The organism is Streptomyces longhuiensis (assembly GCF_020616555.1).
Lineage (GTDB): Bacteria > Actinomycetota > Actinomycetes > Streptomycetales > Streptomycetaceae > Streptomyces > Streptomyces longhuiensis.
Genome location: NZ_CP085173.1, coordinates 7,794,130 through 7,806,409 on the forward strand (window position 1 = coordinate 7,794,130; position 12,280 = coordinate 7,806,409).

The following is a 12,280-nucleotide window of genomic DNA, read 5'->3' on the forward strand; positions in this document are numbered from 1 at the left end:
GATGGCCATGCCGCTTCGTCAGTCCATCAAGGTCGCGACGTACCTCTTTGAACAGAAGGTTCGCAAGCGCGACAAGTTCCCGCTCATTGTCGAACTGGAGCCGCTGTACGCCTGCAACCTCAAGTGCGAGGGCTGCGGAAAGATCCAGCATCCCGCCGGGGTGCTGAAGCAGCGGATGCCCGTGGCGCAGGCCGTGGGCGCCGTCCTGGAGTCCGGTGCGCCGATGGTGTCCATCGCCGGCGGCGAGCCGCTCATGCACCCGCACATCGACGAGATCGTCCGGCAGCTGGTGGCGAAGAAGAAGTACGTCTTCCTCTGCACGAACGCGTTGCTCATGCGCAAGAAGATGGACAAGTTCACGCCCTCGCCGTATTTCGCCTTCACGGTGCACATCGACGGGATGCGGGAGCGCCACGACGAGTCCGTCGCCAAGGAAGGCGTCTTCGACGAGGCGGTGGAGGCGATCAAGGAGGCCAAGAAGCGAGGCTTCCGCGTCACCACGAACTCCACCTTCTTCAACACGGACACCCCGCAGAACATCATCGAGGTCCTGAACTACCTCAACGACGACCTCGAGGTCGACGAGATGATGCTCTCGCCCGCCTACGCCTACGAGAAGGCGCCCGACCAGGAGCACTTCCTGGGCGTGGAGCAGACCCGCGAGCTCTTCAAGAAGGCCTTCGCGGGCGGCAACAGGCGCCGCTGGCGCCTCAACCACTCGCCGCTGTTCCTCGACTTCCTCGAGGGCAAGGTCGACTTCCCGTGCACGGCGTGGGCGATCCCGAACTACTCGCTCTTCGGCTGGCAGAAGCCCTGCTACCTGATGGCGGACGGGTACGTCACCACGTACAAGGACCTCATCGAGAAGACCGACTGGGACGCCTACGGGCGCGGCAAGGACGAGCGCTGCAACAACTGCATGGCGCACTGCGGTTACGAGCCGACGGCCGTCCTCGCCACGATGGGCTCGCTCAAGGAGTCGATCCGCGCGGCCCGCGAGACCGTCTCCGGAAACCGCGGGTGACACCGCCATGACCTCCGGAGAGCCCGTTTCACTGGGGCTCCCTTCGCTGCCGGTCCGACCGATCGCCGACCGCAGGACGAGTCGGCAGATCCACGTCGGACCGGTGGCGGTGGGGGGCGGAGCGCCGGTGTCCGTGCAGTCGATGACGACGACACGGACCTCGGACATCGGGGCCACGCTGCAGCAGATCGCCGAACTGACGGCGTCCGGCTGTCAGATCGTGCGGGTGGCGTGCCCCACGCAGGACGACGCGGACGCGCTCGCGACCATCGCCAGGAAGTCGCAGATCCCCGTCATCGCGGACATCCACTTCCAGCCGAAGTACGTCTTCGCGGCCATCGAGGCGGGCTGCGCGGCGGTCCGGGTGAACCCGGGCAACATCAAGCAGTTCGACGACAAGGTCAAGGAGATCGCGCAGGCGGCGAAGGATCACGGGACCCCGATCCGTATCGGCGTGAACGCGGGCTCGCTCGACGCCCGTCTGCTGAAGAAGTACGGCAAGGCGACGCCCGAGGCGCTCGTCGAGTCGGCGCTGTGGGAGGCGTCGCTCTTCGAGGAGCACGGGTTCAGCGACATCAAGATCTCGGTCAAGCACAACGACCCGGTCGTGATGGTGAACGCCTACCGGCAGCTCGCCGCGGCCAGTGACTATCCGCTGCACCTCGGCGTGACCGAGGCGGGTCCGGCCTTCCAGGGCACCATCAAGTCGGCGGTCGCCTTCGGGGCGCTGCTGAGTGAGGGGATCGGCGACACGATCCGCGTCTCGCTGTCCGCGCCGCCGGTCGAGGAGATCAAGGTCGGCATCCAGATCCTGGAGTCGCTGGGGCTTCGGGAGCGGCGTCTGGAGATCGTGTCGTGCCCGTCGTGCGGGCGGGCGCAGGTCGACGTCTACAAGCTGGCCGACGAGGTCTCCGCGGGCCTCGACGGGATGGAGGTGCCCCTTCGGGTCGCCGTCATGGGGTGTGTGGTGAACGGTCCCGGCGAGGCGCGCGAGGCGGATCTCGGCGTCGCGTCGGGCAACGGCAAGGGTCAGATCTTCGTGAAGGGCGAGGTCATCAAGACCGTCCCCGAGTCGAAGATCGTCGAGACCCTCATCGAAGAGGCGATGAAGATCGCCGAGCAGATGACGGACGCCGGGGTGGCCTCGGGCACCCCTGACGTCACCGTGAGCTGAGGAACAACCGGAGAGGGGGCCCGAGCGTGACAATTCTGGAAAGCATCCGGGGGCCGCGCGATCTGAAGGCGCTGAGCGAGGAACAGCTCGACGAACTGGCCGCGGAGATCAGGGAGTTCCTGGTCCACGCGGTCGCGAGGACCGGCGGCCACCTGGGACCCAACCTCGGAGTGGTGGAACTCTCGATCGCCCTGCACCGGGTCTTCGAGTCGCCGGTCGACCGGATCCTGTGGGACACCGGCCACCAGAGCTACGTGCACAAAATACTGACAGGGCGTCAGGACTTCTCGAAGCTGCGCGGGAAGGGCGGCCTGTCCGGCTACCCCTCGCGCGAGGAGTCCGAGCACGACGTCATCGAGAACAGCCACGCGTCCACCGCGCTCGGCTGGGCGGACGGCCTCGCCAAGGCCAACCAGGTCCTGGGGGAGCGGGGCCACGTCGTCGCCGTCATCGGCGACGGTGCGCTCACCGGCGGCATGGCCTGGGAGGCGCTCAACAACATCGCGGCCGCCAGGGACCGCCCGCTGATCATCGTCGTCAACGACAACGAACGGTCCTACGCCCCGACCATCGGCGGCCTCGCCAACCACCTGGCCACCCTGCGCACCACCGACAGCTACGAGAAGGTCCTCGCCTGGGGCAAGGACGTCCTCCTGCGCACCCCCGTCATCGGACACACCGTGTACGAGTCCCTGCACGGCGCCAAGAAGGGGTTCAAGGACGCCTTCGCGCCGCAGGGCATGTTCGAGGACCTGGGGCTCAAGTACGTGGGGCCCATCGACGGGCACGACCTGGGCGCGGTCGAGTCGGCGCTGCGACGCGCGAAACGGTTCCACGGGCCGGTGCTCGTGCACTGCCTCACCGAGAAGGGCCGCGGCTACGAGCCCGCCCTCGCGGACGAGGCCGACCGGTTCCACACCGTCGGCGTGATGGACCCGCTCACCTGCGAGCCCCTCGCGCCGTCCAACGGCCCGTCCTGGACCTCGGTGTTCGGCGACGAGATCGCCCGCATCGGACGGGAGCGTGACGACGTCGTGACGATCACCGCGGCGATGCTGCACCCGGTCGGACTCACCAAGTTCGCCGAGGAGTTCCCCGGCCGGGTGTGGGACGTGGGGATCGCCGAGCAGCACGCGGCGGTCTCGGCGGCCGGACTCGCGACCGGCGGCCTCCACCCGGTCGTCGCCGTCTACGCCACCTTCCTCAACCGCGCCTTCGACCAGCTCCTCATGGATGTCGCACTGCACAACTGCGGTGTCACCTTCGTCCTCGACCGGGCCGGCGTGACCGGCGTCGACGGCGCCTCGCACAACGGCATGTGGGACATGTCCGTCCTCCAGGTCGTCCCCGGCCTGCGCATCGCCGCGCCCCGGGACGCCGAGCAGCTGAGGGCGCAGCTGCGCGAAGCGGTCACGGTGGACGACGCCCCGACGCTGATCCGCTTCCCGAAGGAGTCGGTCGGCCCCGAGATCCCGGCGGTGGACCGGATCGGCGGCCTCGACGTGCTGCACCGGGCCGATGACCCGGACGTCCTTCTGGTCTCCGTCGGCGTGATGGCGCCGGTGTGCCTCCAGGTCGCGGAACTCCTGAAGGCGCGCGGCATCAACTGCACGGTCGTGGACCCGCGGTGGGTCAAACCCGTCGACCCGGACCTCGCGCCGCTCGCCGCACGGCACCGGCTCGTCGCCGTCGTCGAGGACAACAGCAAGGCGGCCGGCGTCGGCTCCGCCGTGGCGCTCGCGCTCGGCGAGGCCGAGGTCGACGTACCCGTACGGCGGTTCGGGATCCCCGACCAGTTCCTCGCGCACGCCAAGCGCGGCGAGGTGCTCGCCGACATCGGGCTCACGCCCGTCGAGATCGCCGGACGGATCGGCACCAGCATGGCCCTGAAGGCCGAGACCGCGGCCCTCGTGGCCGGCAAGGAGAACGACGACGTATGAGCAAGGAGTTCGATCTCGCAAGACTCCTGGCCGACCGCGGCGCCGAGCGCTACGAGCTGCACGCCAAGTACCTCAACCACCAGCTCCCGCGCATGCTGCACACCATCGGCTTCGACAAGGTCTACGAGCGGGCGGAGGGCGCCTACTTCTGGGACGAGGACGGCAACGACTACCTGGACATGCTCGCCGGGTTCGGCGTGATGGGCCTCGGCCGGCACCACCCCGTGGTCCGCAAGGCGCTGCACGACGTCCTCGACGCCTCGCTCGCCGACCTCACCCGCTTCGACTGCCAGCCGCTGCCGGGCCTCCTCGCCGAACGGCTCCTCGCGCACAGCCCGCACCTGGACCGGGTCTTCTTCGGCAACAGCGGAACGGAGGCCGTCGAGACGGCGCTGAAGTTCGCCCGGTACGCCACGGGCCGGCCCAGGGTCCTGTACTGCGGTCACGCCTTCCACGGGCTGACCACCGGGTCTCTGTCCGTGAACGGCGAGTCCGGATTCCGGGACGGCTTCGCGCCGCTCCTCCCGGACACGGCGGTGCCGCTCGGCGACCTCGACGCCCTGCGCGCCGAGCTCGCCAAGGGCGACGTGGCCGGGCTGATCGTCGAGCCCATCCAGGGCAAGGGCGTCCACGGGACGCCGCCCGGCTATCTGAGCGCCGCCCAGGAGCTGCTCCACCAGCACAAGGCGCTGCTCATCGCGGACGAGGTGCAGACGGGCCTCGGCAGGACGGGCGACTTCTACGCCTACCAGCACGAGGACGGCGTCGAACCCGACCTCGTATGCGTGGCCAAGGCGCTCTCCGGCGGCTACGTGCCCGTCGGCGCGACCCTCGGCAAGGACTGGATCTTCAAGAAGGTCTACTCGTCCATGGACCGCGTGCTCGTGCACTCGGCCAGCTTCGGCTCGAACGCGCAGGCCATGGCCGCAGGGCTCGCCGTGCTCTCCGTGATGGAGAACGAGGAGGTCGTGGCGAACGCCCGGGCGACCGGCGAGCTCCTGAAGTCCCGGCTCACCGCGCTCGTCGACCGCTACGAGCTGCTGAGCGACGTACGCGGCCGAGGCCTGATGATCGGCATCGAGTTCGGGCGGCCGAAGTCGCTGAAGCTGCGCAGCCGCTGGACGATGCTCCAGGCCGCGCGCAAGGGTCTCTTCGCGCAGATGGTCGTCGTGCCGCTGCTCCAGAAGCACCGGATCCTCACGCAGGTCTCCGGCGACCATCTGGAGGTCATCAAGCTGATCCCGCCGCTGATCATCGGGGAGCGCGAGGTGGACCGCTTCGTCGAGGCGTTCACCGCCGTCATGGACGACGCTCACTCGGGCGGCGGGCTGATGTGGGACTTCGGCAAGACACTGGTGAAGCAGGCGGTCGCCAACCGCTGACCGCTTCGTAGGGGCGCTTGTTCACGTTCGTAGGGGTGCTTGTTCAAGCAGGACACCGTTTGCCTCTGGGGCAAGAAATTTGCCTCAGAGGTACGGCTCTGGCTCAATCGACGGTATGAGCCCTGCCCCTCCGGAGCCGGATCCGGAACCCACGGAGCTGCCCGCCGTCGCCCCGCAGCTGCGCGAACTCCGCCGCCGCGCCGCCCTGACCCTGGAGGCCGCGGCCCGCGCCGCCGGGCTCTCGCCCGCGCACCTCTCCCGCCTGGAGACGGGCCGCCGCCAGCCCTCGCTCCCCATGCTGCTCGCACTCGCCCGCACCTACGGTACGACGGTCTCCGAGCTCCTGGGCGAGACGCCCGCCGACAGGGACGCCGTCGTGCGCTCCGCCGACATGGAGCCCACCGAGGCGGGCGGCTGGATCTACCGGCAGGCGGGCGCCCCGGGGCGCGGCATGCAGGCCCTGCGCGTGCATGTGCCGTTCGGCGCCCAGGGCGACATCGTGCGGGTCCACCCCGGTGAGGAGTGGCTGTACGTGCTCGAAGGGCGGCTGCGGCTGCGCCTCGGGGACACCGCGTACGCGCTCGCGCCGGGGGACAGCGCGCACTTCGACTCGCTCACCCCGCACCGGATCGCCGCCGCCGACCGCGACGGCGCCGAGCTCCTCTTCGTACACACCCTGCTGCAGAGCCCGTCCGCCGCGCTGTGTCTCGGCCCGGCGACGAGCGGCGGCGAACAGATCCAGGGAGGCCTTCGATGAACGCAGAGCCGAACGACATGACCGAGCCGCAGCGGCAGCCCGCCCGGCGTGACGTGGAGGACAAGCTTCCGCGCGGCATCTGGGTGCGGCTGCTCGTCTACGTCTTCGCCGGGCACATCGTCGCGGCCTTCATCTATCTGCTGTTCACGCTGGGGGCGTCGCGCGGGTGACGTGCCCCGCGCGTGGCCGGTGAGTCTCAGTCGAGGAGGCGCTCGCGCAGCCGCTCGCGCCGGGCGGGGGACAGCTTGAGGCCCTCCTCCAGGTAGCGGTCCGTGGAGCCCCAGGTCTGCGCGACCTGCTCGAAGGCGGCCGCCAGATACGAGGCGCGGGCGTCGAACAGCGGGCTCAGCAGCTCCATGACCTCGGGGGACATCGCGTCCTTCGAGGCACTGCTGCGGTGCACCTTGTAGCGGCGGTGCGTCGCGTTCGACTCCAGGTAGTCCGCCTCGATGGCGTCGCGCTCCACACCCACGGCCAGGAGCGTGACCGCTATCGACAGGCCCGCGCGGTCCTTGCCGGCCGCGCAGTGCATGAGCGCCGGCACGCTGTCCTCGGCGAGGGAGTGCAGGACCTGGCTGTGCTCGGCGGTGCGCTCCGTGATGATCGCCCGGTACGACGTGATCATCCGGTTCGCGGCCTGGCCCTCGGCGAGGGCGGCGCGCAGGTCGTCGAGGTTGCCGTCGCGCACCATCTGCCAGAACTCGGCGCCGTCCGCCGGGTCGGTCAGCGGCAGATTCACGTTCCGTACGCCGGGCAGCGTGACGTCGGGGCCTTCGAGCCGCTGGTCGGCGGCGTTGCGGAAGTCGAAGATCGTGTGCAGCCCGAGCGAGGAGAGGAACGCGGCGTCCTCGTCCGTGGCGTGCGCGAGGTGACCACTGCGGAACAGCACGCCCTGCTTGACCCGCCGGCCGTCCACGGTCGGGAGACCACCGACATCGCGGAAGTTGCGCACTCCGGCCAACTCGGGCTCGGTGGACGGGACCTGCTGCGTCACGGGGGCTCCTCCCGGTCGGCCGCGGCGCTGCTCGCTGCGGGCGACTTCGACGATACGACATGGCTGCCAGGGGCAACCATGTGAGCGGAGGCTGATGATTTCACGCTAAATGCCCGAAATGAGACTGAAAGCAGGCAATCGCGCCTTACGGAATAACTAAGCCTGAAATGAGGCCATATGGTGGTCGATGGGTGAGCAGGGTCATAGCGGTGACCGTGTGTGGCGGTGGGGCCGAATGAATTCCCCGTAGGTAACGCAGTTGCAAAGATCGTGAATCGACGGAGCGTGACGGCCTTTTCCGGAAAGGATCATTCAAGGATCAAGAACCGGAATGCCCAGGGGAATTCGCGGCTTGTCCCCGCGCTCCCCGCTCGCTTACGTTCGGCGCAATCCGGACGGACCGCCTAATCCTGCCGCCGCCCGGAATCCGCACATCGATCCGTGCTCGGCAGGAGCGGGGGACCCAGGTGGACCGCCGTTTCCGGAACACCGGAAGCGGCTCGGGGTGAAGCCGTGCCCGAAAGGGCGCGGCCGGGCAACTCCAGCCCGAACCCGACAGCTCACCTCGCAGGCGACGGAGAGGAAACCCCCATGCCCGCGAAGGGTAAGCACCGCCGTCCCAAGTCCCAGGGCTTCGCACGCACGCTCGTCGTCGCCGGAGTGGGCGGCGCCGCGCTCGCGCTGCCGCTGGTGGGTGCCGCCGGCGCCCACGCCGCGACTCCCGCGGCCGCCCACTCGGTCGTCCAGGCCGCGGCCGCTCCCGCCGCCGCCACGACCTACGTCGTCAAGAGCGGGGACACCCTTTCGAAGATCGCCGACGCGCAGCACGTCAGCGGCGGCTGGAAGAAGCTCTACTCCGACAACCGCTCGGTCGTCGGCAGCAACCCGTCCCTGATCCACCCGGGCCTGAAGCTGACGATCGGCCAGAAGGCCGCGGCCCCCGCCGCGAAGTCCCCGGCCACCGCCACGCAGGCCTCCGCACCCAAGGCCGCCACCGGCTCCGGCTACGCGCTGCCCGTCCAGAGCGCCTCCGTCGGCACGGCGTACAAGACCGCGGGCAGCATGTGGTCCAGCGGCTACCACACCGGTGTCGACTTCGTGGTCCCGACGGGCACCCCGCTCAAGGCCATAGCCGCGGGCACCGTCGTGTCGGCCGGTCTTGACGGTGCGTACGGCAACGAGGTCGTCATCCAGCACGCCGACGGCAAGTACTCGCAGTACGCCCACATGTCGTCCCTCTCCGTCTCCTCCGGGCAGACCGTGACCGGGGGCCAGCAGATCGGCCTCTCCGGCGCGACCGGCAACGTCACGGGACCGCACCTGCACTTCGAGATCCGCACCACCCCGAGCTACGGCTCGGACGTGGACCCGATCGCGTACCTCCGTGCGCACGGGGTCTCGATCTGACCCCGACGATGTGACGTCGCTCCGACCCTGACGGTGTGACGTGCGGGTGTCTCGTCGAGGCGTGAGGTGAAGGGGCGGGTCCGGTTCCGGGCCCGCCCCTTCGTCGTGCCCCTCCGTCGTGTCCCGTCGTATTCCTGAAATCGCGGAACTGACCGGGTGGGCTATATCACCACCCGTCAACCCCTTCCTACGGTCGCGTAGGTCACATCGCAGGGTGAAAGATGTGTGGTCGTGGCAAACGAATCGAGATCACTCAGCGGCGGCACGATTCGGTCCTACGCGGCGGTGGGGGACAGCTTCACCGAAGGCGTCGGGGACCCCGGTCCCGACGGGGCCTTCGTGGGCTGGGCCGACCGTCTCGCCGTCCTCCTGGACGACCGGACCCCCGAGCACTCCTTCCGGTACGCGAACCTCGCCGTGCGCGGCAAGCTCCTCGACCAGATCGTGGAGGACCAGCTCCCGCGGGCCGTCGAACTCGCCCCGGACCTGGTGACCTTCGCCGCCGGCGGCAACGACATCATCCGTCCCGGCACCGACCCCGACGACGTCGCCGAGCGCTTCGAGAAGGCCGTGGCCCGGCTGACCTCCGCCGTCGGCACGGTCATGGTGACCACCGGCTTCGACACCCGGGACGTCCCGGTCCTCAAGCATCTGCGCGGCAAGATAGCGACGTACAACGGACATGTGCGCGCGGTCGCCGACCGCTACGGCTGCCCGGTGCTCGACCTGTGGTCCCTCAAGACCGTCCAGGACCGTCGTGCTTGGGACGACGACCGGCTGCACCTCTCGCCCGAGGGGCACACGCGGGTCGCGCTGCGGGCGGGGCAGGCGCTCGGCGTCGAGGTACCGGCGGACCCGGACCAGCCGTGGCCGGCGCAGCCGCCGCGCGGCACGCTGGAGGTGCGGCGCGACGACATCCACTGGGCGCGGGAGTTCCTGGTCCCGTGGATCGGCCGACGGCTGCGCGGTGAGTCGTCCGGGGACCATGTGGCGGCGAAGCGGCCGGATCTGCTGCCGCTCTGACAGCAGCCGCGCGCGTCATGGGGGAGCTTGCCCTTGGGGGCGGCTCCCCCGCGTCATTTCCACGCGGTCACGTCGGGCTCCGTTCGGGGCCCGACGTCGCGGCGCCGTCAGCCCGACGCCGTCAGGTCCGCCCGCTCGAGTCCCAGCTCGCGGGCCAGCGCGTCGTCGACCCACTCCTGCATGCGGGCCCGTGAGACCGTCCCGGTGTACGCGGTCATCTGCACCGCGAGACCGTCGAGGAGCGCCGTCAGGCGCAGTGCGGCGCCCGCGGGGTCCGGGCAGCGGAACTCGCCCGCCGCCACGCCCTCCGCGACGACTTCCGTGAGCGCCGCCTTCCACTGCTTGTCCAGGTCGCGCGTGACCTCCCGCAGCGCGGGCTCGCGCAGTGCCGCGGACCAGCCCTCGATCCACAGCCGCCACCCCTTGGCCTGCCCGGTCGGCGCGTACCAGCGCACGGCCGAACGCAGCCGGCGCAGCGCCGTCGTGCGCTTGCCCAGCAGCTTGCGCAGATGTGCGAGGTCGCCCTCCGCGGCGTGCGCGAACGCGGCCGAGACGAGCTTCTCCTTCGTCGAGAAGTGGTACAGAACCAGCGCGTTGCTCACCCCGAGCGCTGCGGCGACGTCGGCGATGCGCACGGCTGCCACGCCCCGCGCCTCGATCTGCTCGATGGCGGCCCGCAGCAACTCTTCACGCCGCTCGGCCACGCTCAACCGCACTCTTGCCACGCGGTAACCCTACACACGGGCACCGGCGGTGGGCGCCGAGTGGCGAACCCGGCGCGAACGCCTCGTGCACGACTCTTGACAGTGCCCAGTGGTGCCCGTCACAGTCTCGCTTACTGACTGGCCGTTCAGTCAATAGGGCGACCGGACAGCCAGTAGCGGCACCGTCGCAAGAGGAGCCGCAGTCCAGTCCGAGAACAACCGTCACGCCCCGTGCCCCGCCGTGCAGCAGGAGTTTCCCCGTGACCCAAGCGCCGCCGATACCGCCGACCGAGCCGTCCGCCCAGGACGCACCCGACCTGTCCGAGGGGTGGGGTGAACAGCGCTCCCGGCTCAAGAAGGACCTGCGCAGGCTGGACGTGCTGTTCTTCCTGATCTGCACCCTCGTCGGCCTCGACACGATCGGCTCCGTGGCCGCCCAGGGTCCGCAGGGCCTGACCTGGATGGCGATCCTCGCCCTCGCGTTCTTCCTCCCGTACGGGCTGCTCGTGGCCGAACTCGGCTCGGCCTTCCCCGTGCAGGGTGGCCCCTACGTCTGGACGCGCCTGGCGTTCGGGCGGCTCGTCGCCGGTGTGAACCAGCTCCTCTACTGGATCTCCAACCCCGTCTGGGTGGGCGGCAGCCTGTGCATCATCGCGCTCACCACGTGGGAGGAGTTCTTCACCCCGCTGCCGGGATTCTGGAAGTACGCGGCCGGCCTCGTCTTCATCTGGGGCGGCGCGCTGGCCGTCGTACAGTCCGTGCGCATCGGCAAGTGGGTGCCCATCGCCGGCGCCGTCGCCCGGATCGTGCTCCTCGGGTTCTTCCTCGTCTCCGTGGTGGTGTTCGCCGTCCAGCACGGCGTGCACGCGCTGCCCGCCGGTGAGTTCGTCCCGACGTACGCCGGTTTCGTGGCGCTGGTCCCGGTCCTGATCTTCAACTACGTCGGCTTCGAACTGCCCAGCTCCGCGGCAGAGGAGATGACGAACCCGAGGCGCGACATCCCTCTGTCGATCCTGCGCTCGGGCTTCGCGGCGGTGCTCCTCTACGGCGGCCCGATCCTCGGCATCCTCTTCGTGCTGCCCAGCAAGGAGATCGGCAGCCTCGGCGGTTTCATCGACGCCTGCAAGGCCGTGTTCACGGTCTACGGCGGGTCGATCGCGGCCGACGGCACGGTCACGCTCACCGGCCTCGGCTCCGTCTTCGGCGGGGTCGCCGCGGCGGGCCTGATCATCGGCCTGCTGACCTCGGGCGTCACCTGGGCCATGGGCGCCCACCGCGCGCAGGCCGTCGCCTGCGCGGACGGCGCGGGTCCCGCGTGGCTCGGCCACATCTCCGAGAAGCACGGGACGCCGGTGCGGGTGAACCTGCTCTCCGCCGTCCTCGGTTCGATCCTCTTCGTGGTCGCCCTCAACCTCACGGGCGGCAACGGCGAGAAGTACTTCGCCGCGGGTCTCGGCCTGACGATCTGCACCACCTTCATCTCGTACGTCATCACCTTCCCCAGCCTCGCCGTGCTGCGCCGCAAGTACCCGGACACGCCACGCCCGTACGCCGTCCCGGGCGGACGCGTGGGCGCATGGGTCGTGAGCGTCCTCGCCACCGGGTTCGTGGCGTTCACCGTGATCGTGCTGATCTGGCCCGGCTTCGGGGTCGGCTGGTTCGGCTCGGCGGGCAGCGCGGCGGACTCACTGCCCGAGTCGTTCGCAGGCCAGCGCGCCCAGTACACACTCAGCCAGGTGCTGCCCCTGCTGCTCTTCGTCGGCATCGGGCTCGTCTTCTACGCGATGGGCGCGCGGACGCGCAGGCGCGTGGGCGAGTAGCGCGTTCGCGCGCATGGGAGGGCCTTCCCCGGGGCGGGGAGGGCCCTCCGGTGTG

Annotated in this window: 11 protein-coding genes and 1 riboswitch; of the genes, 9 read left to right on the forward strand and 2 right to left on the reverse strand. The window is 69.9% G+C overall.

Annotated elements, in window-relative coordinates:
- Window position 1: 1 nt before the first annotated feature.
- From hpnH to LGI35_RS35545, 6 genes are all read left to right on the forward strand, one after another.
- Window positions 2–1,024, forward strand: a complete 1,023-nt coding sequence (gene hpnH / locus LGI35_RS35520) for an adenosyl-hopene transferase HpnH (protein WP_116507572.1) — start codon at window positions 2–4, stop codon at window positions 1,022–1,024.
- Window positions 1,025–1,031: 7 nt separating this feature from the next.
- The gene (gene ispG, locus LGI35_RS35525) at window positions 1,032–2,198 is read left to right on the forward strand and encodes a flavodoxin-dependent (E)-4-hydroxy-3-methylbut-2-enyl-diphosphate synthase (RefSeq protein ID WP_227298368.1); all 1,167 of its coding nucleotides are present in this window, start codon (window positions 1,032–1,034) and stop codon (window positions 2,196–2,198) included.
- Between the two features lie 26 nt (window positions 2,199–2,224).
- Window positions 2,225–4,138: a 1-deoxy-D-xylulose-5-phosphate synthase gene (gene dxs, locus LGI35_RS35530; RefSeq protein ID WP_227298369.1), complete on the forward strand. Its 1,914-nt coding sequence runs from the start codon at window positions 2,225–2,227 to the stop codon at window positions 4,136–4,138.
- Window positions 4,135–5,520, forward strand: coding sequence for an aspartate aminotransferase family protein (locus tag LGI35_RS35535; protein WP_227298370.1), 1,386 nt, complete (start codon window positions 4,135–4,137; stop codon window positions 5,518–5,520). Before dxs ends, LGI35_RS35535 begins: the two co-directional genes overlap by 4 nt.
- A gap of 115 nt (window positions 5,521–5,635) precedes the next feature.
- On the forward strand, window positions 5,636–6,277 hold the full coding sequence (locus tag LGI35_RS35540; RefSeq protein ID WP_227298371.1) for a helix-turn-helix domain-containing protein: 642 nt from the start codon (window positions 5,636–5,638) through the stop codon (window positions 6,275–6,277).
- Window positions 6,274–6,447: a DUF6126 family protein gene (locus LGI35_RS35545; protein ID WP_227298372.1), complete on the forward strand. Its 174-nt coding sequence runs from the start codon at window positions 6,274–6,276 to the stop codon at window positions 6,445–6,447. Before LGI35_RS35540 ends, LGI35_RS35545 begins: the two co-directional genes overlap by 4 nt.
- A gap of 26 nt (window positions 6,448–6,473) precedes the next feature.
- Here the strand turns inward: LGI35_RS35545 and LGI35_RS35550 are convergent, their stop codons facing one another.
- Window positions 6,474–7,271 carry a tyrosine-protein phosphatase gene (locus LGI35_RS35550; protein ID WP_227298373.1) on the reverse strand — a complete coding sequence of 266 codons (798 nt, stop codon included), beginning with the start codon at window positions 7,269–7,271 and terminating at the stop codon, window positions 6,474–6,476.
- A gap of 407 nt (window positions 7,272–7,678) precedes the next feature.
- A riboswitch (cyclic di-AMP (ydaO/yuaA leader) is annotated at window positions 7,679–7,860 on the forward strand.
- A gap of 2 nt (window positions 7,861–7,862) precedes the next feature.
- Between LGI35_RS35550 and LGI35_RS35555 the strand changes: the two genes are divergently transcribed.
- Both LGI35_RS35555 and LGI35_RS35560 read left to right on the forward strand, forming a co-directional pair.
- Window positions 7,863–8,678, forward strand: coding sequence for a M23 family metallopeptidase (locus LGI35_RS35555; RefSeq protein ID WP_227298374.1), 816 nt, complete (start codon window positions 7,863–7,865; stop codon window positions 8,676–8,678).
- Between the two features lie 231 nt (window positions 8,679–8,909).
- Window positions 8,910–9,701: an SGNH/GDSL hydrolase family protein gene (locus LGI35_RS35560; protein WP_227298375.1), complete on the forward strand. Its 792-nt coding sequence runs from the start codon at window positions 8,910–8,912 to the stop codon at window positions 9,699–9,701.
- A 107-nt stretch (window positions 9,702–9,808) separates the two neighbouring features.
- Here the strand turns inward: LGI35_RS35560 and LGI35_RS35565 are convergent, their stop codons facing one another.
- Window positions 9,809–10,426 carry a TetR/AcrR family transcriptional regulator gene (locus tag LGI35_RS35565; RefSeq protein WP_227298376.1) on the reverse strand — a complete coding sequence of 206 codons (618 nt, stop codon included), beginning with the start codon at window positions 10,424–10,426 and terminating at the stop codon, window positions 9,809–9,811.
- Window positions 10,427–10,665: 239 nt separating this feature from the next.
- Between LGI35_RS35565 and LGI35_RS35570 the strand changes: the two genes are divergently transcribed.
- Window positions 10,666–12,225 carry an APC family permease gene (locus LGI35_RS35570; protein ID WP_227298377.1) on the forward strand — a complete coding sequence of 520 codons (1,560 nt, stop codon included), beginning with the start codon at window positions 10,666–10,668 and terminating at the stop codon, window positions 12,223–12,225.
- Window positions 12,226–12,280: the final 55 nt, after the last annotated feature.

What these genes read in the sequence shown, in the direction of transcription:
- LGI35_RS35555 (WP_227298374.1), top strand. Translation starts at nt 7,863, where the DNA reads ATGCCCGCGAAGGGTAAGCACCGCCGTCCCAAGTCCCAGGGCTTCGCA.
- ispG (WP_227298368.1), top strand. Translation starts at nt 1,032, where the DNA reads ATGACCTCCGGAGAGCCCGTTTCACTGGGGCTCCCTTCGCTGCCGGTC.
- hpnH (WP_116507572.1), top strand. Translation starts at nt 2, where the DNA reads ATGGCCATGCCGCTTCGTCAGTCCATCAAGGTCGCGACGTACCTCTTT.
- LGI35_RS35535 (WP_227298370.1), top strand. Translation starts at nt 4,135, where the DNA reads ATGAGCAAGGAGTTCGATCTCGCAAGACTCCTGGCCGACCGCGGCGCC.
- LGI35_RS35540 (WP_227298371.1), top strand. Translation starts at nt 5,636, where the DNA reads ATGAGCCCTGCCCCTCCGGAGCCGGATCCGGAACCCACGGAGCTGCCC.
- LGI35_RS35545 (WP_227298372.1), top strand. Translation starts at nt 6,274, where the DNA reads ATGAACGCAGAGCCGAACGACATGACCGAGCCGCAGCGGCAGCCCGCC.